Annotated in this window: 20 protein-coding genes and 2 pseudogenes; 16 read left to right on the top strand and 6 right to left on the bottom strand. The window is 34.9% G+C overall.

Annotation, left to right across the window (positions count from 1 at the left end):
* Positions 1 to 43: 43 nt before the first annotated feature.
* The 6 genes and pseudogenes from NHG49_RS29620 to NHG49_RS29595 form a co-directional block, all read left to right on the top strand.
* Positions 44 to 1,120, top strand: a pseudogene (locus tag NHG49_RS29620) (NlpC/P60 family protein); the annotation flags it as partial.
* A 16-nt stretch (positions 1,121 to 1,136) separates the two neighbouring features.
* Positions 1,137 to 1,712 (top strand): hypothetical protein, encoded by a 576-nt coding sequence (locus tag NHG49_RS29615; protein ID WP_147740117.1) that lies wholly within the window; start codon positions 1,137 to 1,139, stop codon positions 1,710 to 1,712.
* 166 nt (positions 1,713 to 1,878) lie between these two features.
* Positions 1,879 to 2,259 carry a hypothetical protein gene (locus NHG49_RS29610; RefSeq protein WP_258127043.1) on the top strand — a complete coding sequence of 127 codons (381 nt, stop codon included), beginning with the start codon at positions 1,879 to 1,881 and terminating at the stop codon, positions 2,257 to 2,259.
* Positions 2,256 to 2,555 carry a DUF2325 domain-containing protein gene (locus tag NHG49_RS29605; protein ID WP_002169762.1) on the top strand — a complete coding sequence of 100 codons (300 nt, stop codon included), beginning with the start codon at positions 2,256 to 2,258 and terminating at the stop codon, positions 2,553 to 2,555. The genes NHG49_RS29610 and NHG49_RS29605 overlap by 4 nt, the downstream gene beginning before the upstream one ends.
* 273 nt (positions 2,556 to 2,828) lie before the next feature.
* Positions 2,829 to 3,083, top strand: a complete 255-nt coding sequence (locus tag NHG49_RS29600; RefSeq protein WP_258127042.1) for a DUF6440 family protein — start codon at positions 2,829 to 2,831, stop codon at positions 3,081 to 3,083.
* 177 nt (positions 3,084 to 3,260) lie between these two features.
* Positions 3,261 to 3,944, top strand: a complete 684-nt coding sequence (locus NHG49_RS29595; RefSeq protein ID WP_258127041.1) for a CPBP family intramembrane glutamic endopeptidase — start codon at positions 3,261 to 3,263, stop codon at positions 3,942 to 3,944.
* Positions 3,945 to 4,035: 91 nt separating this feature from the next.
* On the opposite strand, the gene NHG49_RS29590 is transcribed toward NHG49_RS29595, so the two are convergent.
* From NHG49_RS29590 to NHG49_RS29575, 4 genes are all read right to left on the bottom strand, one after another.
* Entirely contained in the window at positions 4,036 to 4,164 is a 129-nt protein-coding gene (locus NHG49_RS29590; protein ID WP_258127040.1) for a hypothetical protein, read from the bottom strand.
* An 88-nt stretch (positions 4,165 to 4,252) separates the two neighbouring features.
* On the bottom strand, positions 4,253 to 4,447 hold the full coding sequence (locus NHG49_RS29585; protein WP_258127039.1) for a hypothetical protein: 195 nt from the start codon (positions 4,445 to 4,447) through the stop codon (positions 4,253 to 4,255).
* A gap of 320 nt (positions 4,448 to 4,767) precedes the next feature.
* On the bottom strand, positions 4,768 to 5,916 hold the full coding sequence (locus NHG49_RS29580) for a DUF418 domain-containing protein (RefSeq protein WP_258127038.1): 1,149 nt from the start codon (positions 5,914 to 5,916) through the stop codon (positions 4,768 to 4,770).
* Between the two features lie 39 nt (positions 5,917 to 5,955).
* Positions 5,956 to 6,438 (bottom strand): thioredoxin family protein, encoded by a 483-nt coding sequence (locus NHG49_RS29575; RefSeq protein ID WP_258127037.1) that lies wholly within the window; start codon positions 6,436 to 6,438, stop codon positions 5,956 to 5,958.
* Positions 6,439 to 7,357: 919 nt separating this feature from the next.
* Between NHG49_RS29575 and NHG49_RS29570 the strand changes: the two genes are divergently transcribed.
* The 4 genes from NHG49_RS29570 (at position 7,358) to NHG49_RS29555 (ending at position 11,541) form a co-directional block, all read left to right on the top strand.
* Entirely contained in the window at positions 7,358 to 8,479 is a 1,122-nt protein-coding gene (locus NHG49_RS29570) for a tyrosine-type recombinase/integrase (protein WP_002189778.1), read from the top strand.
* A 2-nt stretch (positions 8,480 to 8,481) separates the two neighbouring features.
* Positions 8,482 to 10,443: a tyrosine-type recombinase/integrase gene (locus tag NHG49_RS29565; protein WP_258126153.1), complete on the top strand. Its 1,962-nt coding sequence runs from the start codon at positions 8,482 to 8,484 to the stop codon at positions 10,441 to 10,443.
* Positions 10,430 to 10,813 carry a DUF6262 family protein gene (locus NHG49_RS29560; RefSeq protein ID WP_258126850.1) on the top strand — a complete coding sequence of 128 codons (384 nt, stop codon included), beginning with the start codon at positions 10,430 to 10,432 and terminating at the stop codon, positions 10,811 to 10,813. The genes NHG49_RS29565 and NHG49_RS29560 overlap by 14 nt, the downstream gene beginning before the upstream one ends.
* A gap of 215 nt (positions 10,814 to 11,028) precedes the next feature.
* Positions 11,029 to 11,541, top strand: coding sequence for a GNAT family N-acetyltransferase (locus NHG49_RS29555; protein ID WP_002189781.1), 513 nt, complete (start codon positions 11,029 to 11,031; stop codon positions 11,539 to 11,541).
* 727 nt (positions 11,542 to 12,268) lie between these two features.
* Here NHG49_RS29555 and NHG49_RS29550 read toward each other — a convergent pair.
* Both NHG49_RS29550 and NHG49_RS29545 read right to left on the bottom strand, forming a co-directional pair.
* Entirely contained in the window at positions 12,269 to 12,787 is a 519-nt protein-coding gene (locus NHG49_RS29550) for a YsnF/AvaK domain-containing protein (protein ID WP_219375196.1), read from the bottom strand.
* Positions 12,788 to 12,863: 76 nt separating this feature from the next.
* On the bottom strand, positions 12,864 to 13,340 hold the full coding sequence (locus tag NHG49_RS29545) for a YsnF/AvaK domain-containing protein (protein WP_258127036.1): 477 nt from the start codon (positions 13,338 to 13,340) through the stop codon (positions 12,864 to 12,866).
* A gap of 685 nt (positions 13,341 to 14,025) precedes the next feature.
* On the opposite strand from NHG49_RS29545, the gene NHG49_RS29540 reads away from it, so the two are divergent.
* From NHG49_RS29540 to NHG49_RS29515, 6 genes and pseudogenes are all read left to right on the top strand, one after another.
* Entirely contained in the window at positions 14,026 to 16,227 is a 2,202-nt protein-coding gene (locus NHG49_RS29540) for a M60 family metallopeptidase (protein WP_258127035.1), read from the top strand.
* A gap of 138 nt (positions 16,228 to 16,365) precedes the next feature.
* A pseudogene (locus NHG49_RS29535) lies at positions 16,366 to 17,705 on the top strand (IS4 family transposase).
* A 706-nt stretch (positions 17,706 to 18,411) separates the two neighbouring features.
* A complete protein-coding gene (locus tag NHG49_RS29530; RefSeq protein ID WP_258127034.1) occupies positions 18,412 to 19,839 on the top strand; it encodes a flavin-containing monooxygenase in 1,428 nt (475 codons plus the stop codon).
* 146 nt (positions 19,840 to 19,985) lie between these two features.
* Positions 19,986 to 20,909, top strand: a complete 924-nt coding sequence (locus NHG49_RS29525) for a DMT family transporter (RefSeq protein WP_258127033.1) — start codon at positions 19,986 to 19,988, stop codon at positions 20,907 to 20,909.
* 581 nt (positions 20,910 to 21,490) lie between these two features.
* Positions 21,491 to 22,000 (top strand): DUF4367 domain-containing protein, encoded by a 510-nt coding sequence (locus NHG49_RS29520; protein ID WP_258127032.1) that lies wholly within the window; start codon positions 21,491 to 21,493, stop codon positions 21,998 to 22,000.
* Positions 22,001 to 22,115: 115 nt separating this feature from the next.
* A partial coding sequence (locus tag NHG49_RS29515; RefSeq protein ID WP_483861636.1) for a transposase occupies positions 22,116 to 22,583 on the top strand: 468 nt, incomplete at its 3' end.

Here is a 22,583-nt window from a genome sequence, read left to right as displayed (position 1 = left end):
GGGGGAAAAGGTGGAGATGATGTCAAAACCTTACCTATCACTATTTGGGAGTGGTTTTATTAGCTATGCATTAGCAAAAGGTGGTTATTCAGAGGAAACAGCCATTGAATTCTCAAGAAGTAAGGCACATTTAAATCCGGGTGGTTGTTCTGATCCTAATAACTTCCGAACCAAAGTTGGAGCGTGTTATGGGGATTATACCTACGTTACCAAAGTTTTGAAATTTTACAAAGATTTAGGTTGTGTAGCGTCTGGAGATGGAGAATGGGTGTCTGATAAAGGTTGGAAATGGCCAACGAAATCAGGACGCATTACAGATACATTTGATGCGGTTCGTGGTGGAAAGCAACATAATGCAGTGGATATTGGGGCCATGACCGCTGGAAAAGCTGGAGACCCCGTATGGTCAATGGAAGCGGGTATTGTAACAGCCCAAACAGGAAATGTAAATGGTGGTGGTCTAGGTGTCTATGTAGAACATGGAAATGGTATTGTATCCCGTTACTTACATTTGAGTAAAATATCAGTTGCACCAGGAACCTTGGTGACGAAAGGACAAATCATTGGAGAGATGGGCGGTTCTAACTATGATAGAGATACTGGTTTCCTTAATATGGCTGGTTATGCTGTTCATTTAGATTTCCAAATTCGTATTAACGACCAACCAACGGATCCAATGAAATTCTTTAAGAAAAATGATAATCCAGGACTATCATCTGGTGGTTCACCTATTATGATGAATGACAAACGACAAAAAGTATTAGCAGAAGCAAAAAAATGGCTTGGTCAAGGAAAAGTGAGATATGTATTAGGGGATCGTAATCCACCGGGTGGCACTTCAGATTGCTCAGGATTTACGCAGTATGTCTTTAGAACAAGTATAGGTGTGCAACTTGGAGAGTGGACAGGTGCTCAAGTTGGACAAGGTAAACAAGTACCAGACATCAATCATGCACAACCAGGAGACCTCATCTTCTATGAAAACCCAGGACACGTTGCAATTTATATGGGGAACCAGAAAATGATTCATATTGGTGATGATAAGGGTGTACAAATTACAGGTCTAAACTATACGGCAAGAGGACAACATATGACTCAAATTCGTAATGTTATAGACTGATAAAGGATGAGAGAAGATGAAGAAAGTAATCAATATTTTGTCCAATATGCCTCGTAAGTACTTGGTGGTATTGGGGGTCATAGTTTTAGTGCTAGGTGTAGCTACCTATAATACCATTCATCGTTACATGATGAAATCACAAGTACAAGAGGAAGAACAAGTAAATCAAGATGAAATAGAGATGCTTGGAGATAAGCCAAAGGGATTTGATACAAAAGAAGAGGAATATATCGCGAAAACAAGAACAGTAGAAGACTTACTACGAAAAATATCTTCCAGTAGTTATGATGTACCGTATTTGTTTACAAAAGCTGGATTTGGTATTGAGCCAATGAAAATGACAAGTAATGAGCGCATGCTTGCTACAGAAGCTGTACAACGATATTTCCTGCATGGAGATAAATTCTATAATGCTCGTATTACAAAAATAGAACGCGGAAAAAAAGTAGATACGTACCACATTGAAGTTCAAATTCAACAAGTGAATTTCCTTGAACCACGTCAATTTAAAGTGCAAGTCAATCAATATGCACAAATTGTAACACCAATTGAACAAATTCCGCACGGGCAAGAAGAAGTACCAGTGGATTAGGTGGAAAATGAGGGTTGTGGAAGAAAAAACACAACCCTTTCTAAAAAAATAAAGAGTACCCTAAAAATATTCATTGAATATTCATAATTTTCCGATATAATAAAACGATAGCTAAATGAAATCTATATATATAACTGATTTGAAATAGATATGGAGGAAAGAAAAAATGAGAATGTTATTTGGAACAGCAGCAAACTTTTTTGCGGGATATTCTTCTGGAAGGGGAGCAGGATTTTTAGGGACATTATTCGGATGGGCTTTGTTTTTGGGTGGAGGATATCTATTAGTAGAACATTGGGATGCTATCACGGTTTGGATGCATAGTTTAAATATAGTGCAAGGGTTAGACGGTTATGAAGACATGAGTAATGGGTTCATCTTTGTATGCTTGGTCGTAAGTGCTTTTATTTTTATGTTGTTGCCGGTCTTTGCCATATTAATTGTAGTAGCCGTAGTGTTAATGAATATTGTAGTTTGTACCCTTGTACTGCTAACATCGCCAAGTACATATACAAAACAGAAAAATAAGGAGAGTGAGTGGGAATGAATACAATTCTAGTATTAGGTGGATCAAATGGTAGGACGTTAGAAAAACTAGCGAAAAAAAGAGATTGTCAGGTGATTTTTCATGACGGAAAGAATCATGGTGGCGTAAAGAAGACGTTTCGTAGTGTCATTAAAAAATGTGATGTCATTGTAGTGCAGAAAGGTGCATGTGGTCATGTGTCTATTGATGTAGCAAAAGAATACGCAAAGAAGTATGATGTCCCGCTTTTATTTAATCAAGGTTTTGGTGGAACAGGCGCGTTAGAGATAGGTTTAAAGCACCTGCAAGCAGCTTGAATTTAGTAGTAGGTGAATGTATTTTGAGTATAAAAACATATAATCCCTATATAGAAATTATAGAAATAATATAGGAGGAATCAGAATGCTATCTTTACCAAAACAAAGTGTTAAATGCTTTTTGAATGCCGATTTAAATGGAGAATTACAATTAGAATAGAAGTAACTTCTAAAATGTTTGAATAAAAGTTTAGTTATAAAGGCGTAATATACGCTTCACTACAGTCATGTTTTTGCCAATATGTTCAATTGAAAAGCTAGGAGGATTTATTTATGAAAAAGTTAATTGGAGTCGCATTATTTGGAGCTATAATATTAGGCGAGTGTGGAGACTCAGGCGTGGGTGCTTCATTAGGTAGATTAGAGGTTATCGGGAAGGACAGTGTAGGAAAAGGACCAAGCGGAGAAATAACTATTTTTAAAGATAAAAAGATGGGTTGTCAGTATATGCATACTGATGCAGCAAGTGGGCCTATGATTACACCGGTTTTAAATCAAGATGGAAAGCCAGATTGCATCCAAGAATAATTACTAAATTAAATTTTTCCCTTCTATTGAAGTCCATAGTTTAAGTAAACGTAGTAGTTACTCTAATAAAAAGATTTTTGTAATATAGCATGTAGATGCTACAATTTATGATTTATTGGAAATATGTAATCAATAAAATTATATATTATAATAAAAATGAAAGGCGAATATAATAACATGAATAATAGTAATATACATAAATCAGGTTATATCATACTCATTTATTTTATAATGACTCAATTTGTTGGAATTATAGGAGTGCAATTGCTAGCGAAGACAGGCTGGTATGATATTAAGGGAAACCAGCAGCAGGCAATCCAACAACTGCTTGTGCATTGGGAACTAATTGGATATTCACTTACGTTGATAATCATTTTTCTTATATATATTAAAGAAATGATGAATGATCCAAGGTTATCGATTAAATTATCAAGAAATTCATTGGTATGGATTTTAATTGGGATTATATTAGTATTTCTTGCGCAGATGGTTGGTAGTATGTTAGATAAGAGTGTATTCCAGCTAACTACGCAATCAGAAAATACGTCTAGTACAGTCGCTGCTGCAACTATATCTCCTGTGGCTCTTATTTCAATTGTAATTCTTGCACCTTTAGTAGAAGAGTTTGTTTTTCGTTATGCGGCCATAAATATTTTAACTCGAAAGTTTAAACAAACCTGGAGTATACTAATAAGTTCATTTTTCTTTTCTATTATGCATTTTGATTTTCCATTTATATTTGGATACTTTCTAATCGGACTTATACTTGCTGTAGTATATGTGCGTACCAATAGGTTACTAGTATCATTTCTTGTTCATGCTAGTATGAACTTAATTGTTGTTATGTTTCAAGTTCTATAATGTAGCAATTTTTAATGGGGGATTTTGTTAGATTACTATATCTACTGACTACTAGTAAGTGGTGTTATTTTAATTAACACCACTTATTGTTTTATAACGTGAAGTTTGTAATGAAATAGCCAAATTCATAACCTGTTTTTACTAGTCCAGCTCCTAATATTATATATAGAGAATATTTAATGAAAAGATTCTCGTTTAAGAAGTTTTTTAGATTATTCATGTTGAATCCTCCAAGTCAATTTTATTAGCTTGATCGTGATGTGGCGATACCTCAAATAAGCTTAAATTTATTTTATCGTTGTATATACTTAGTTTTTAATTTGTTTCATTAATGCTTTAGCTGCTACAAATAACATGAAACTGTTGAGGACTAAACCTCCTAAATTTACGTAAAAGAAATTTGGTTGTGCAAAATTGTATATACCAGTTACTACAAAACTGAAAAAGACAAATGAAGCTATTATAAGGGGTACTGTTTTTTGCTTATTTTTGTATGAATTCATTATTATCACCCTTTAAACAATATATATAGATGTAATTATATCACGGAATGGTGTATGTAATTAACTAAAAGATAGATATCCATGGGAATTTAACTGCTTTTTTCTTTTACAGAATAAAACAGCAGCGGATTCGCACTTACAATTCGTTATACGGGTAAATCATAAATTCTATAAAGAAAAGACACCCTAAGGTGTCTTCCTCTGACTTGAACCACTTTAATTTTAATAACATCATTTTAAAACCACAAATATATCCTTAATCTTTCATATAATATTTTATCATATTTTTCAGTTAATGGCATCTAATTAGTAAAAATAGGTTATCCCTTGTAAATTCCTTTTCTCCATACCCATTCAATAGGACCATAGCGGAAGTGTTTACTCCAAATCTTGCTGAATATAATTTGTACGAAGCTAATAAAAAGGCCGAAGATACATAGTTGCCAGTAATATACGTGTGAGATATCTTTAAAGTACCACGAAAGAATGACAAGTGTTAGTATGCTTTGGGTGATGTAATTAGTTAAAGCATATTTGCCTACGTTCATAAAGGGGTGCAGCCACTTTACATTTCCTTTCTTCTCGCAAATTAAAAGTAGGGAACAAATATAGAATATAGCTAGCGTTTTCCCCCCAAAAAGAATCCATAATTGGATATGGCTAGCGTAATAAACATCAGTTTCTATAAAATAATAGATGATAGGGAGGGAGAGAAGGCATGCAATACATAGCGAACTCCACTGTAAAACTTGAATTTCCTCTCTGAATTCCGATACGCGTCTAAAAATATTATTCTTTCCAGCCCATAATCCTATTAAAAATAAGCCTATATATTCCGGAATCCCTATTAGAAGTTGCTGAAATTCCACTGTCATAAGAAAGAAGAAACGTGCTTTTACTTGATGTAAATAATGCATAAATAGATTCACTGTGTGATTAGCGGTGTTGCCTGTAAACATATATTGATAGTAATTTGGTACTTCTTCAGGAATAGAAGGGCTTGCTTGTAGCATTAAAAGAACACGTAGTATATAACTAGCAAGTAGAAAACAGCAACCGGCTATAAAAATAAACTTAGTAGATCGCTTATAAAAGAACAATAGGATAAAGCCGGCTAAAGCATACGCATGTAGAATATCTCCATACCATAGGAAGATGAAGTGGAGTAAACCGAAGAGTAGTAAGATACAAAGTCTGCGGCTAAATAGCCGATACATAGGATATCCTTTTGCTTCTGCATTTTTTATAAAGATGTAAAATCCTACTCCAAATAAGAAAGCAAAAATAGTATAGAACTTTGATTGTATAAACAAATCTACTAAAAAACGAATCACTTTATCTGTACCAGAGTAACCTGCTTGATTAAAGGGATCTAGTCCCGTCATAGTAGGTAGATTAGCAAATAGGATACATAGTATGGCCATACCCCTTATTATGTCTAAAGAATAAATACGGGCGTTTTGTTGCATGTAAATTCTCCTTTCTTACAAAGAAAAACGAGCACTATATTAACTAGCGCTCGAATTACGTCTCGCAAAGAATCCATCATATGTAGCAGCTGACACTGCTCCTTCAAGGCGTTCAACCTCTTCTCCTCTGTTATAGGCTACAACAACTGGAGTACCAGGAATATTAAACTCTTGAAATGCACTTTGATTTTCTGGTGTAGAAATATCAATACGATAGATGGTTCTATCATGATTTTTTGACATGCTATTGATATCCGGTGCAGCTTTTTTGCAATAATGACAGGTTGGTTGGTAGTAATATGCAATAAACTCTTCATGGGATTCTATTTTTTGCTTTAATTCTTTTTTTGAAATATCTTTTATATTTTTTGGTGCTCTTTCTGCATCTGCAGCAGATACAATTGCTTTTTCTGGTGTTACAGTTTCTGTTTTGACTGATTCATTCTTAGTTAAAGTAAAGATCGCGATACAAGCAACACATAAGGTTGTTAAAACTGCTCCGATTTTATACATTTTTTTCATAGTAAATTCCTCCTTAAAATAAAAAAAAGGACAAACCTCGCCCGAGTTAACTGGGCGTAAGGTTTGTCCTTCACGCTACGTACAATAGAGTATAAACAATGGTAACAAATTTTCTACTTATATATTACCATATAATCCATATAGAATGCTATATTAATTTTTACAAGTGACAAAAAAACAAACAAAATCATTATAATTTCACGTACCAGAATAATAATAAAAAAAGCAAACAACATACAATAGGGGATTCTATACAGTTTATAACTATGTGTTAGTTCTACCCTAGTATTAGGGGTCAAAACGTATAAAAAGACACTACTTAAAGTGTCTTTTTATACGTTGACATGCTATTTAAGAAAATGTAGTGATTAATCATAATTAATTAGATGCTTCTCGATTAATCTTAGTATAACATCAATATAGAAGATTTTAAATGCAATTTTGCATATATAGATTCTTATATATATATAATTCTACCTTAAATCTCAATTGCCAAAATCACCAGTTTCCTTATTTTTATATTTATACTATGATTTAACTGCTAAATAGTATTAAAGGGTGTAGCACCACATGCCCATCAAGCTAAAATTTTATAGTACCCCCAGAACGAAATTTTGTACTAACTTGTAACAAAAAAGCTCATTTTTTCGTTTTGGGGTATTTGCTTTTCTTAACTTGATGGCGATGGGGTTCAGCCGAGATACGTGTATTAACTATACTAAATAAAACCATAGTCCTTATAGTTCTTTAAGTAAGGTTTATGGTTTTTATTTATCTTTAAATAAAGAATAACTATATTGATTTTTCAAAGTATTTAAAGTATTTTAAGGTAAGGACGTGGTATTAATGAATTTCACTGGATACAGCTAATGATTATAAGAACATTATTAATTGTTGTAGTGTCGGGAGGAGGCCTACTATGAGAGTAGAAGAAGTCATTTTGTCGAACGGAAAGATACGCTATATGCTAGTAGATAAAAATGGAGAGCCTATTCAGCCTGTTCTTCAGTATTTACGATTCAAAGATAATAGTAATGCTGCACGAAATACCTTACGGTCTTATTGCTTTCACCTGAAATTATTTTTTGAATTTCTAGAGCAAGAAAAATCGGATTACCGTGAGATTGGTATTGATCAGATGGCATCTTTTATGGGGTGGCTACAAAACCCATATGGAAACAATAAAATAATATCTATTTCCATTTCTACCCCATCAAGAAAGCCAAGAACAATTAATGTTGTTTTAGCTACTGTAATAGGATTTTACGACTATTTAATGCGTCATGAGGATTATTCTATTCAACTATCAGAACGATTAAAAAAACAAATGACCGGTTCGCGTAGGAATTTTAAAGACTTCTTATATCATATTAACAAAGATAAAAAATTTACAGCTAACATTCTCAAAGCTAAAGTACCAAAAGAAAAACCGAAGGTTATTTCTAAAGAACAAGTTGCAAAACTAATTTACTCCTGTTCAAATATACGTGATCACTTTCTTATCCAATTATTATGGGAAAGTTCTATGCGAATCGGTGAAGCTCTTTCCCTATGGCTTGAGGATTTTCAAGTTGATGCAAGAAAGATTCATATTTGTGATCGTGGAGAACTTGAAAATTTTGCGGAAATTAAAACCGTATATAGTCCAAGAATAATTGATGTATCTGAAGAATTAATGGATCTTTATTTTGAATATATAGCTGAAATACATACAGATGAAGTAGATACCAACCACGTTTTTATTAAGTTATCAGGAGAAAATAAGCACCGTCCTTTAGAATATACAGACGTTGTGTCTTTATTTAATCGATTAAAACAGAAAACAGGTATTCATGTAACACCTCATATGCTTCGTCATACTTCACTGACTGAATTACGAAAATCTGGATGGAAAGATGAACATTTGATGAAACGCGCGGGACATGCTCATATTCAAACCACACTCCAAATGTATGTTCATCCAAGTGATGATGATCTACGAAAGGATTGGGAACGTACAAAAGAACGAATGAAGATAAATTCTCAGAAAGGAGATAGTTAGAAATGAGTACGATAAAATTAACAATCGTAAAGGAAAAGCAACAAGAAATCAACGATTTCTTAAAAGGCTATTGGGAAAATGATATATGGAGTGCCTACCATCCAGTCTTTGATGAATTTCGAAAAACAGTCTGGGATCGGACATATAAAAAAATTGATTTTTCTTGTTTTGAATCCAAGATTAAAGATGAAATAAAGTTTTTTATTTTAAATCGTTTAAAAGTTGATGATGTACGTTTATATCAGACAGTGATTAGACGATATGCAGCATCATTCAAACATGTTGCAGATTTATTAAATCAATATTATCCCTACATAAATAGTATCATTGATGTAGATTTAAACAAAGCAATGATTCAACTTCGTTCTATGTTAGTTAAAAAAGGATTGAAAATTCGAAGAGATGGCTCACTTACCAAGTATGAAACCTTCCTAAAAGTGATTTATCTATTTTATAAAGATTTCTATGATGAACGTGATAATTTTGAAAAAGACATTTGGGATATCAGGAAAATAGCAAAATCAAAAGTGGTTGAACATGAAGCACATTATCTATTAAATTTTAAAGGTGTTCCAAGTCCGTTTCGTAACATGGTTAAACGCTATATCAAGTTTCGAATTCAGTATGTATCTCACGGACAGTGTTGCCTTGATATTCGTTCTATCAGTCTTTTTTTAAATTATATATATGAAAAATATCCAAGCTGGAATAATCTATCATTACTATCTCGCAAAGATATGGAAAATTACCTAGAATGGCAGAAGATAGACCAAGAACAACACCCAAAAGCACAACGGAATTATCTAATAACTCTACGAGTTTTTTTGGAAACTACAGAAAAATTCCAATATGCAGAATCTACCGAAATACCAATATCATTACTATTATTTAAGGAAGATCTCCCCCGCCTTTCAAATCGCACTGAAAACAATATTAAATATATCCCGGAGGGAATCCTTCAACAATTAGAAACCCATTTAGAACATCTTACTCCTAAAGAATATATTCCCGTAGTGATATTACTTCGAGCGACTGGTTGGCGTATTTCTGATATTCTCAACCTTCATTATGATACTTGTTTAGAACAAACGGCACAGGGATGGTATTTGTGTGGTGATATTATGAAAACACAAGTGTTAAACCATCGTGTACCTATTACGGATGATGTAGCAGCTATTGTACAAACAGTAGTAGAGTGTATAAAGAAAAAAAGCGACATGAACAATAATTCAAAAAAATTCTTATTTGTTCAACTTTCTGGTAGACGAAAAGGTCGCCCGCCAGAATCACGTAGAATTCAAGATAGTTTAAATCGTCTTGCCAAAACAAAAAATATTCTCGATGATAAAGGGAACGTATTCCATTTTAAAAGCCACGCTTTTAGGCATACCAAAGGAGTTGAACTAATTAATAATGGGATGAATATATTACATGTTCAAAAGTGGCTAGCTCATGCTTCACCGGAAATGACTCTTACTTATGCGAAAATATTAGATACGACACTGAGAAAATCATGGGAAGACGCAACAGCAAAAGGACTATTCCGAATAAATGATTCTGGTAAACCGGTAAAAATACATCCTTCGGATATTGAAAATGAAGATATGATTGAATGGGAATATATTCGTTCGAATTTAGATGCAGTTCGCATGCCACTTGGTTATTGTACAAAACCAATTAAACAACCCTGCCCTACGCAATCCGATCCATGTTTATCTTGTCGTAATTTATGTACAACCCCGGAATTCACGGAAGAGTATGAACGTCAAATAAGAGATACAGAGGCTGTTATAGAACGTGGAAAAGCTATAAATCGTCCTGTATGGATAGAAAAGAATCAGGAGAAATTAGACCGTTTAAAACCAATTTATGAAATTTTAAAACAAGGTAAAATTCATCATAAAGCAGGAAAAAAGGGACGGGAATATAGCCGGGAGGACTTCAGTGAACATGAACACAAATAACTATAAAAATACCGAAGGTATTAAAAATTACGCTAAACTCAAAAGTGAGTTAACCTTAAGTAAAGTCGATCAAGCAATTCAAATATTAATAAAAAATAAAGAGAAAATTAACTTTAACAGTGTTTCAATAACAGCTGGAGTGTCAAAATCGTATCTATATAATCATCTAGATATTCGTGAGCGTATAGATAAACTTCGTGAGCAGCAAAAGAGATTACCTTCTCCTAAACAAGTTAAATATGAAATAACAGATACGAATAAAGACATATTGCTTGCCGCTAGAAACAAACGTATCAAACAATTGGAAGATGAAAATAAAAGGTTAAAAAAAGAACTGATGCACCTGCGAGGTAAGATTTATGAAGGATAATCTGTTGAGTAACAATAAAATCGTTACATTTACAATAAAAATGTTTAAAAACGCCAGTCATGTTATTCCGTTAAAGGGCCAAATAATGGAATAACTCCTTGTGGAAATAACAGATGCTTGCAATAAATAGTATTAGGCTAAATAGTAGGTTTATTGCGGAAATATTCTTTGTATTTAGCTATTACGTAAAAAATAACATTGAATTGGTGGTAATGATGATGGATATTACAATTAAGAAATTACATGACGTAGATTTTGAAAAATTATTTGAATTTGAGCTTGAGAACAGAACTTATTTTGAGGAAATGGTACCGAGTCGCGGGGATGATTACTATAACTTCGAGACATTCAAAAAAAGGAATAAAGCCCTGTTGGATGAACAATCTCAAGGGTTATCATATTATTATTTAATTAAGAGTAAAGATGGTTTAATTCTTGGAAGAATGAACTTAGTAGATATTGAAAAATCCCAAGGTTTAGGTCATATTGGTTATAGAGTGGGAAAAGCATATATCGGAAAAGGGATTGCTAAAATAGCATTGAAACTCTTATTAGAAGCCACAAGTAAGCTAGGAATAAAACAGATTTCGGCGAAGACTACTGTGAATAACATAGCTTCCCAAAAAGTCTTGGAAAAAAACGACTTTAAGTATATAGCAACAAGTGATGAAGAATTTAGTATGAATGGACAAATCTTATCTTTTGTTTATTATAATTGGGTGAAATAACAGATGTCTTTTCAATTAAAGGGCGCGATTGTGCAATAACACTTAGATTTAAACGACTTTATTGTTGTATTTTTAAGTGCAGTGAAGTATTTCACATCAAAAATTAAATAACTTTATTGTCATTTTACATAATCCGCCCTTACGTTGAGTACATGTATTCAACGTAAGGGCCCTTTTAAATTCGTTTTTTAATTTTCTTAGTTAAGATAACGTGTAAAAATGGGTCATAGACTGGATTTTATTTCCATGATATGACTCATTTATTTTTTATACAGGTATATTCTCTTCTATTGGTTGTGGAATGTTTTTTAAATCAATCACATAATCGCCAAAACGTTTTAGATGTTTCGTCATATATGGGGAACGGCAAGAATTCTTACTTTTTGGAGCCATTCAAGAATAAATTGAGAAAACCACCAATTTAAATGATATTTGCTGAGATTTTTTAACGCTAAATTCATTTAATCGAGTTATACGACACTTTTTCTTGATGTTAATCATTGTTAATTCATCATTTTTATTTGAGTGGCTCAAAAAAGAACGAATTCTTGCCGTGCCACAACCATGAGTTACCTCCTCATTCGATTGTTATGCAGTTGACTGCAATAGTGTTATCAATGCAGCGCTGTTGATTGTTGGAGGCGAAGATGGTCTCGAAGGTTACGTAAAAGGAGCAGGGGTTGGTTAGCGCCTTCACCTATCCTACCCGAATAAAGCGGGAAATGGTTTAGTCCTTTGTTACAGAAGGCGGCTTTTTTATGACATCCGCATCATCACCTGTAACGTAAACTTGTGCTGTTTCTTTTTTCAGCTTTTCCTTTATTTGTTTTATTTCTTCTATTTGACGTTTTGTAACCAATACTTTATTTACTTGCACGGGGTGTTTGTTTATTTCAATTTCTTCTTCTTTCAGAGGAATTCGAAGTTCCTCCTCATTTCCTGCTTCTATTACTAATACTTCACGCTTAATAGGAACAGTGAATGTTTTCTGTTCTTCGACGACTTCTTTATGAACCTTTACCTCCCCCGTTTGTACTCGTTTTTTTTTTATTTCCAGCTGCTCTTCTCGTAATTGAAGCGTTTTTTCTTTAATTTCATTTGTTTTTTTAGTCGGTTTGTCGATGTTCCTTCTCGAATTCATTGTATAACTAATGCCGCCTACGATTGCTCCTATAACGAGTCCCGTTACGATTGTAAAACCTGTTACCCAACCGATTATCGCACCAATAGTAATATACTTTCCCATAGGACCTCCTGAAGTTCTTTTTTATATATGAATGGAAAGAAACCTACTTAACTAGAAGTTAAGTAGGTAGGCACAATTAGTCCTCTTTGATAATATCTGTATTACCATGCGATTCAACATCTGCAACTTCTTTACGAAGTACGTCGCGTACTTGTTCTGTTTCCTGAACCGAACGTTTATGAGCAGAGACTTCACCAGTGACGACCGTATGCTTTTCTACATCAATTTTTTCAGCAGTTACTGGAATGTGAATCGTTTCTTCTTCTGTAATTGGTTCATCTGTTGGTTCGTGATCAACGGCTCTTTGTTCAATAACGACTTGATCATGTAAAACAGGGACATTCACTGATTGTTCTTCCTCAACAATGTCCTTATGAAGCGTCACATCACCAGTCTCCACACGGTGTTTGTCGATCTCCAATTCTTCAGCACGAAGATCAAGATGTACGTCTTCTGCTGCAAATTCTGTATCGGCAGTGCGATCTACTTCACGTACCTTTTTTCGAGTTTCCTTTCGAGTTCCTTCTTCGTTAAATAAATCAAAAAAGCCCATGATGAAAACCTCCTAAGGGATGTGTTTGGATCGTACAAGTACTAATGTTACCTGTGTGAGTGAAAATATGCGCTTGATTTGGTGCTTGTTTCTAAAAAGGCTTTACTTAGCCATTTGATATTTACATCCAATTTTTTATTAGGGATATTTAAAAAACCTCAGAGTCGTTAGCCTTCATCCTCGATTAACGCGCCCTATCGTACTATAAGGTCAATCGCTAGACCAGTTCAAGAAGACACCCAATTGCATGTAGCATCTGAAAGGAAAAGCTATATTGGGGTTCAGCCGCATGCCCATCAAGCTAATATTTTGCAGTACCCCCAAAATTAAATTTTTATCTCTTGATAGTTATTTATGTAAGTTCGGCTCGTTTTGAAACAACTGATATCTCAATTTGATGGTTATGTGGCGGTACCGCATATCTACCAACTTAAGAATACTAACTCCCTCCAAGTGTAAAAATCATTATTACTTTTAAACAAGCTAGATTATTAGAATAGAAGACGTTTTTTCTTTACAGTTCATAGTCAAAATCAAATTATTCCCCCATTAAAAAGCCCTTAAAGTAAATTATTTTTTCTCAATACCCACTTTTTACTAAAAAATGTATATTTTATACAGGTGATATCTTAATTCATCTAAAATATTTATTTAAAAAAACGGGAATAAGAAAGGATTGATTTATATGAATAAAAGAAAGAATGGCAGGTTACAAAAGCCAATAAAGGTGCTTGCGACATCCGCTATTTTGACAACTATGTTATTTACACCTATTATGACAAGCAATTTAGATGTACATGCTGAAACTGCACAAAATGCAACTCAATTTGAACAAAGAGAGTTTGACCTCCCAGGTACAGGCAGTTTTTGGGATGAAGCAAAAAGAGAAAAAAGAGATGAGCAAAAAAATTATATGCCAACAGGCATTTATGTGAAACCTAATGAACAGGTTACTATTACAGTATCAGGAACGCAAAAGATTAGAGCCATTATTGGGACACATCAATATGATAAAGAATGGGGAAAAGAAATTGATCTTTCTCCTGGCTCTAATACTATCTCTTCACCAAACGGCGGTGTATTAGGGTTAGATAATTTTCAAAGTACAGGAACAGTTAAGGTGCAGGTAACGCAAGGCGGTAGTCCTATTCCTTTCTTTCAATTAGGGAAACACACGAAAGAAGACTGGGTTGCCATGATGAACAACTATCCAAATGCACATGCGGTACAATTGAAATCAGAACGAGCAGTACTAACTGTAACTCGTGATAGTGCCAATAAATATATTGTAAATCAAGATCCTGTGCCACTATTAAATAAATATGATGAAATGATTCGAGCGCAGGACAAGATAGCAGGACTATCTGAAACAGATCCTAATCCTTTACATCGTTCAACTCGTCGTATTTGGGCCTTTGTAGAAAATCCTAACGAACAAAGTTGGGGCATGTATGCAAGTTGGGATGGAGCCGTCTTTACGACTGCTGGTGAAGCTATCAAAAGCACTTTAAATGTCAATGAGTTTGGATGGGGACAAATGCATGAAGCGGGACATGCACGACAACAATATCCATGGACGTGGAATGATTTAAGAGGTATGGGTGAAGTAACTAATAATCTATATTCTTTAGCTGCATTCAAGAAGATATACCCAAATATACCAACACGTTTAGATACAGCGGGAGATTATAATAGAGCTTTTGCGTATTTAAAACAAACGAATAAAGAATATAAAAATATTGACGATCTGTTTGTAAAACTTGTTATGCTTTGGCAGCTTCATTTGGCATATGGGGATGATTTTTATCCAAATCTCCACAAATTATATCGTGAGACACCAGAGGATCAACTTCCCAAAACAGACGAAGATAAAATACAGGAATTTATTTACAATACATCGAAAATAGCAAAGCAAAATTTACTACCGTTTTTTGATCAGTGGGGATTGAAGGCAACCCAAGAAACGAGACAAAAAGTAGAAGCTTTAAATAACCCAATACTAATTGCACCTATATGGGAAGCGACGGATGCTAACCCTGTAAAACCACTTGCTGTATTGTCTAAAAAAATAATGAAGGCAAGTGCAAATAGTGAAGAATCAACGGGTTCAGCTAGTAAAGCGATAGATGGAAAAAAAGATACATTTTGGCATAGTAGTTGGACACCAAACCAATATCCATACAATTTAACACTAGAACTTGGTGATACACGTACCATTTCACAATTGGCATATCTTCCAAGGCAAGATGGGTCAGAAAATGGCCGTATTTTAACTTACAATATTTATACGAGTGTTGATGGCGTTAAGTATGACAAAATATCATCAGGAACATGGGGAAATAATAGTGATAAGAAAAATGCAACATTTGATCCTGTTACTGCAAAATATGTAAAAGTAGAAGTAACAAATGGACAGAATGGATTTGCCACAGCAGCTGAAGTAGATATTCTAACTGATGCTCCATCTGTGAAACCATACGTCTTGCCTAAAAATACGATGAAAGCAAGTGCAAATAGTGAGGAAACAAGTGGGTCAGCTAGTAAGGCAATTGATGGGAAAACAGATACATTTTGGCACAGCAGTTGGACACCAAATCAATATCCGTACAATTTAACATTGGAACTTGATAAAAATCAAACAATTTCAAAAGTGGACTATCTTCCACGACAAGATGGGTCAGAGAATGGCCGTATTTTAGGATACAATATTTATACGAGTGTTGATGGTGTTAAATATAACAAAGTATCATCAGGAACATGGGAAAATAATAGCAATAAGAAAACGGCAACATTCGCCCCAGTTACTGCAAAATATATGAAGGTAGAAGTAACGAATGGACAGAATGGATTTGCTTCAGCAGCTGAAGTAGATATTTGGGGATATTAATTATTTACACAAACGGCTGAGGTTCTTCAATTGATTGAGAGATATAAAACGTCGGTATCAAGCTAAAAAAGTGTATCCGTAAAGCAAAAAAAACGCTATTCTTTTTGTAGAAATACACAGAAAGGATGGCGTTCTTTTATGAATTTATCGATTCAGGATGAATTTCAGTTATTCGCTAAAGAACTACAGCGATATCTATCTCCACATATTCTTCAACAACTTGCACAAGAGACAGGTTTTGTAAAACGTAAAAGTAAGTATGGCGCACGTGATTTGGCTGCTTTATGTATCTGGATTAGTCAACATGTAGCAAGCGATTCTCTTACTCGATTATGTAGTCAGCTTTATGCAAATACATCCACACTCATAAGTCCAGAAGGACTGAATCAACGCTTTAATCCAGCAGCTGTCACATTTCTTCGAGAAGTCTTTACTTCTCTTCTCACACAAAAACTCTGTTCAAATCACTCACTTTCTGCACATATAATCTCTACTTTCAATCGTATCCGTATTCTAGATGCAACAGTGTTTCAACTACCTGATCAATTCGCCACTGACTATCAAGGTTCAGGTGGGAGTAGTAATAAAGCAGGCGTGAAAATCCAATTGGAATATGATTTACTTAGTGGTCAATTCCTTAACGTGCAGCTTGGACCAGGAAAGAATAATGATAAAACATATGGTACCATCTGTCTTGAAACCGTAGAAGCAGGCGATTTGTGTTTACGTGATCTTGGTTACTTCGATTTAGGAGACTTACAAACCATTCATGATAAAGAGGCTTACTATATCTCACGGTTGAAGTTGAATACACGCATTTATATCAAGAACCCTGAACCAGAATACTTCAATAATGGTACGTTAAAAAAGCAAACAGAATACATCCAGCACGTGTCATTATCCATCGTTTAACCGATGATCAAACACAAACACGTCTGAAAAACCAAGCGATACGCGAAAAGAAGAAAGGCATTGTCATGAAGGATAAAAGTAAACGTTTAATGGGCATGAATGTATATATCACGAATACGTCGCTAGAAGAAGTACCGACGAACTACGTGCATTCATTATATTCACTTCGTTGGCAGATTGAAATTTTGTTTAAAACGTGGAAGTCATTCTTTGAAATTGATAAATGTCAAAATATAAAAAGAGAACGCCTAGAGTGCCATTTATATGGACAACTGATCGGCATTCTCCTCTGTTCTTCTACGATGTTTCAAATGCGCCAGTTTCTGCTTGAAAAGAAAAAGCAGGAGCTGAGTGAATACAAAGCGATTTACATAATTAAAGATTACTTTCCGTTACTGTTTCAAGCGATAGCTGTTGGCACAGAAGAATTTTTAAAAATTCTGCATCGCCTTTATCAACTGCTCAAAAAGAACGGTCGTAAATGTCATAGACATAAGAAGATGACCGTCTTTGATATTCTAGGGATTGTGTATAAAACGACGGTGAAGCATAGACAAGCTGCCTAGCGAAAAAATCACGTTTTAATAGGCTTATTTAGCATGCCTACTTTTTTATCACTTGCTAGTTTTGAAACAAGGATCATTTCGTATCTAGTAATTTACTTTGTTAGCTTGATGGGCATGGGGTTCAGCCGAGATACGTGTAAAAATGGGTCACGGTCTGTATTTTATTTCCATTATCAGATTTCATTGTAACAAAAAGGCGTTTTATTAATAATGTTACGGATTATTTTTGATACAGTATTTTGTTACAACTAATCCAATGGTTAGAATATTTCATATTTTTAAATACAAAACGTAACAAAAACGGTCGTTTTTGCTACACTAAAAATCTTTGTATATTAAGGTTGAAATCCTTATTGCGGTCTATGACAGCTTCGCTGGTACTATCCCTAAACGGGATATGCTTTCCACAATATAAGGATGCACTTCAGTCAAGGGGAAATTCTAAGTAAAAAAAATTCTTCGTCAAACACCTATTTTTAAACTTTTTATTAAAAGTCCTTTACATACCATAGAGGGGTATAGTATTGTGGAATTATGGAGGTGAGGAAATGTCGATGATTTCAGAAAATCTTAATAAAATTGTTGAAATCGATCAATGCTGCTCATAAGACGGTGTAAGAAAAAGCCGCCATTCAGATAAAGTAAAGAATAACTTAACGATTAGTTCAGAAGTTAATAAGTCATATATTGAAAGGAATGAAAAATTATGAGTTTAGAAGCTTTAAATGAACAAGTAAAAAGGGATCTTTCTTATCTTGCATTTGGGGGAGAGGATTGGGTATGCCCAACCCACCATCCTGAGGGGCATGTCTACGATACAGTGATTATAGGAGGCGGCCAGTGTGGCTTAGGTGTGGCCTTTGGGCTTTTGCGTGAAAGAATATCTAATATCCTTATCATCGACGAAAACGTTGAAGGATATGAAGGGCCATGGGTAACTTACGCTCGTATGATGACATTGCGTACGCCTAAACATTTGATATCCATTGATCTTGGAGTGCCTTCTCTGACTTTTCGCTCCTGGTGGGAAGCGCAATTTGGACCAAAAAGTTGGGAGGACATCGATAAGATTCCGCGGAACGATTGGATGAACTATCTACGTTGGTATCGAAAGGTTCTTAATTTACCTGTTGTTAATGAGGTAAAGATGAAGCTTATTGAGCCTGCAGGGGAAGATGTTTATCGATTGCATATTGAAGGAGCAGGAGCATCTTCTAATACATTACTGGCCCGCAAGGTTATCTTAGCCACTGGTATTCAAGGCGGAGGGGAATGGCACGTACCATCTATGATTTCCGAAACATTACCTCGTCACCTCTATGCACACACCTCAGAAGACATTGACTTTGAGGCCCTTAAAGCCAAGAAGATAGCAATTTTAGGCGGTGGGGCCTCAGCTTTTGATAATGCGAATTTTGCATTATCTGAAGGTGTGGGTTCGGCTCATGTGTTTGTTCGCCGCACGGAGATGCCACGCATTAACCCAATGCGACAAATGGGGGTATCAGGTCTAATTGAACGTTTTCATGTTCTATCTGATGCTGATAAATATTCCGTTATGGCTCATTACTTTAAGCATCAACCTCCTACAAATGACACATTTGAACGTGCAGCTTCATATCCCGGCTTTAGATTACACTTAGGTGCACCATGGCTTGACGTACAGCATGAAGCTGAGAATGCTGTTGTCACTACTCCACAAGGTAATTTTACTTTTGATTTTCTAATCATTTCCACTGGTCTTGTGACTGATTATTCTTTACGTCCAGAGTTAAAGCTTTTCGAACGCCATATTGCACGTTGGGATGACTATTATAATGCACCTGCTGAGATCGCCAACGGTAAGCTTGATGCGTATCCTTACCTTGGCCCTAGCTTTACTTTCACATGCCGAGACAAAAAGGATACAAAGCTTCTTCATGGGCTTTTTGCTTTTAACTATTCAGCTGTAGTTAGCTGTGGTATCTCAGCCTCTTCGCTTCCGGGAATGAGATATGGGATACCTAGATTAGTTTCAGCTGTGGCAGACCAGCTGTTCTCTGATAATCGTGAGGAGATTCTAAAAAACTTCTATTCTTATAATGAGGCTGAATTTGTTGGAGAATGGACAAAGAGGGGTTCTGAAGTAAGATAATTTTTCCGATATGGATAAGGATAAATAAAAGGGTGCAGATATCTTCCCTTAACATAGGCTAGAATCTATTGGTGGGGGGAGAGTTCAAGCCTAATTCTAAATATAGACTTAGTTTACTATTCAACTATTGAAGGGAGGATAGACAATTGGCGAAGGTCTTTACAAAATCGACGTGTGCATTACTATTGTTAGTCTTTCTTTGGGGTGGAAGTTGGCCGATTTATAAAATGGCTGTACCTTATACGCCCCCGTTATTATTTGCAGGTATGCGTGCAGTAATTGGGGGTCTTATACTAGCAGCCCTCATATATAAAATGAGGAACAGGATCAAATGGCGTGAAAATTGGTCGAAATATTGTATTTCAGCATTCTTTAATACGATTCTCTTTTTTGGGTTACAGACAGTAGGGCTCATTTATTTGCCAGGAGGACTGTTTTCAGTGCTTGTCTATTTTCAGCCAGTGCTACTTGGATTGTTTGCTTGGATTTGGCTTGGAGAGTACATGTCGCCGTTTAAAATTATGGGTTTGATTATCGGATTTCTTGGAATTGTAGTTGTAAGTGTGGACGGATTAATCGTTCATGTATCGATCATTGGTGTTGTCTTAGGGTTGCTTATGGCATTTAGCTGGGCACTTGGTGTGGTTTATGTGAAGAAGGTGAGCAACGAAGTAGATGCTTTCTGGATGGTGTCTTTGAAGTGTATTATTGGTGGAGTTATTCTAATAGGTACTGGAACAATTGTTGAAAACTGGTCAGCTATTGAATGGAATGGTAGGTACCTTTTTGGACTCGGATACGGCTCCACTTTTGGCATTCCACTGGCATATATCATTTACTATAAACTTATTAATGCGGGAGAGGCAAGCAAAGTCGGTACATTCACGTTTCTTGTACCGATCATTGCAGTATTCATTGGTACGGTGTTTTTAGATGAACCGGTAACTTACCGCCTTGTCGTAGGGCTGTTATTAGTAGGTGTAAGTATTTATTTCGTGAATTATCGCGAAAAAAAGGTGAATGATTCATTATTCAATAGAGCGAAGGCAAAATTTAATACAGAAAAGTAAAAGCGTAAGTTCTAGAATAGCCAGAAATAGTTTAGAACTTGGCACACCATAAGGAGAGAATATGAATCGCCGATTCCATAGCAAAATCAAACCCACGTATTTTGATTAATCTTTGTTCAAAACGCGTGGGTTTCTTCTATTATAAAATCAATGTTCACAGCATAATTTTGATCGAACCTTATTCAAAACCAACAATACAGCCGGTCCCTTAACGTACAGGAAATCGGCTTTTTTTTGTCTTAGCGTACGAAATTCGCGTTTTGTTGGTGAGACCCCATCGCCATCAAGCTAAGGTTTTGAAGTACCCCCTAAACGAAAATTTTCTTTCTCTACAGGTAGTTACTTTGAGAAGTCAGCTCATTTTTTTCGTTTTAGGGCGTTTATTTTTCTTAAGTTGATGAGCATGGGGTTTGTGTAGCAATGGAACCCAATCACGCTATAAGGGGGTTCGACCGAGATACGTGTATTTTCTTAGTCAAGATAACGTGTATATCACGGCTGAACCCCTTCTTTAAAAAAGAGTAAAAATTCCAAGGAAACTTAATACTACTAGTAAAAATTATTCAATTAGGAGAAAACACATGAAAAATATTTTTTTAAAAGTGATTATATCACTTTTTTTATTTGCAATATGTAGTAATTCTGTTACTAGTATTTACGCTGAAAGTACTGAAATGAGTAATAAAACTTTTTCTGTGAAACAATTAAAAGGGAAAACATCTTTTAATTGTTTCATTCCTACTGAGATTGCAAAAGACTGGAAAGTTGAATTAAAATATCCAAAGCATGTACATGAAAATATGGGAAAAGTACAAATACACTTTCTAGATAGAACTGGTACCAAATTAAAAGTTGCGGTTATTGAAAAAACAGCAAAAAGAAATGATATTCAATCTGGTAATCATAAGAAAAGGGTAAAAGTAAAAAATATAGATGGTGTATTTCATCCCTTAATACCGACAAAAAGAATTAAAGATGTTAAGGGTGGTCAATTAACTTGGGTACAAGACGGAACAATAATTACATTGTTTAGTTCACGAATTTCTAAAGAAGAATTAATTACAATCGCTAAATCAATGAAGAAAATATAAAAAAGGTGTATATAGGGTAGCATTACATCGCTATAAAGCTAAGGTTTTGCACTATCCATAAAGCAAAAAAGGCGTTATCCTTTCTGTAGAATTATAGGAAAGGATGGCGTTTTTTATGTCTGTTTCTGTGTCTGACGAATTACAGCTATTTGCTCAAGAGATTCAAAGTTTTTTATCTCCAAATACCTTGCGGGATCTTGCTAGAGATGTTGGTTTTGTACAACGAACCAGTAAATACCAAGCAAAAGATTTAGTAGCTTTATGTGTATGGGTGAGCCGAAATGTAGCTATGACTTCTTTAACTCAGTTATCTAGCTGTTTAGAAGCATCAACAGAAGTACTCATCAGTCCTGAGGGACTGAATCAACGGTTTAATAAGGCGGCCGTCCAACTTTTACAACACCTACTAGCCGAACTACTAAGCAAAAAATTGGCCACATCTATACCAATTTCTTCTCCATACACTTCTGTTTTCAAGCGTATTCGTATTTTAGATTCAACGGCATTTCAACTCCCGGATGTATTTTCATCGATTAACAAAACAACAGCAACAAAAACGATTATAAGATCAAGCTGTAAGAGA

The sequence above is a fragment of the Bacillus sp. IBL03825 genome (assembly GCF_024712505.1).
GTDB classification, from domain to species: domain Bacteria; phylum Bacillota; class Bacilli; order Bacillales; family Bacillaceae_G; genus Bacillus_A; species Bacillus_A wiedmannii.
The sequence above is the reverse complement of the archived record's forward strand: the minus strand, read 5'-3'. Positions and strand labels throughout refer to the sequence as shown.

Coding starts and splice junctions, on each gene's coding strand:
- NHG49_RS29615 (WP_147740117.1), top strand. CDS start 1,137: ATGAAGAAAGTAATCAATATTTTGTCCAATATGCCTCGTAAGTACTTG.
- NHG49_RS29610 (WP_258127043.1), top strand. CDS start 1,879: ATGAGAATGTTATTTGGAACAGCAGCAAACTTTTTTGCGGGATATTCT.
- NHG49_RS29605 (WP_002169762.1), top strand. CDS start 2,256: ATGAATACAATTCTAGTATTAGGTGGATCAAATGGTAGGACGTTAGAA.
- NHG49_RS29600 (WP_258127042.1), top strand. CDS start 2,829: ATGAAAAAGTTAATTGGAGTCGCATTATTTGGAGCTATAATATTAGGC.
- NHG49_RS29595 (WP_258127041.1), top strand. CDS start 3,261: ATGAATAATAGTAATATACATAAATCAGGTTATATCATACTCATTTAT.
- NHG49_RS29590 (WP_258127040.1), bottom strand. CDS start 4,164: ATGAATAATCTAAAAAACTTCTTAAACGAGAATCTTTTCATTAAATAT.
- NHG49_RS29585 (WP_258127039.1), bottom strand. CDS start 4,447: ATGAATTCATACAAAAATAAGCAAAAAACAGTACCCCTTATAATAGCT.
- NHG49_RS29580 (WP_258127038.1), bottom strand. CDS start 5,916: ATGCAACAAAACGCCCGTATTTATTCTTTAGACATAATAAGGGGTATG.
- NHG49_RS29575 (WP_258127037.1), bottom strand. CDS start 6,438: ATGAAAAAAATGTATAAAATCGGAGCAGTTTTAACAACCTTATGTGTT.
- NHG49_RS29570 (WP_002189778.1), top strand. CDS start 7,358: ATGAGAGTAGAAGAAGTCATTTTGTCGAACGGAAAGATACGCTATATG.
- NHG49_RS29565 (WP_258126153.1), top strand. CDS start 8,482: ATGAGTACGATAAAATTAACAATCGTAAAGGAAAAGCAACAAGAAATC.
- NHG49_RS29560 (WP_258126850.1), top strand. CDS start 10,430: ATGAACACAAATAACTATAAAAATACCGAAGGTATTAAAAATTACGCT.
- NHG49_RS29555 (WP_002189781.1), top strand. CDS start 11,029: ATGATGGATATTACAATTAAGAAATTACATGACGTAGATTTTGAAAAA.
- NHG49_RS29550 (WP_219375196.1), bottom strand. CDS start 12,787: ATGGGAAAGTATATTACTATTGGTGCGATAATCGGTTGGGTAACAGGT.
- NHG49_RS29545 (WP_258127036.1), bottom strand. CDS start 13,340: ATGGGCTTTTTTGATTTATTTAACGAAGAAGGAACTCGAAAGGAAACT.
- NHG49_RS29540 (WP_258127035.1), top strand. CDS start 14,026: ATGAATAAAAGAAAGAATGGCAGGTTACAAAAGCCAATAAAGGTGCTT.
- NHG49_RS29530 (WP_258127034.1), top strand. CDS start 18,412: ATGAGTTTAGAAGCTTTAAATGAACAAGTAAAAAGGGATCTTTCTTAT.
- NHG49_RS29520 (WP_258127032.1), top strand. CDS start 21,491: ATGAAAAATATTTTTTTAAAAGTGATTATATCACTTTTTTTATTTGCA.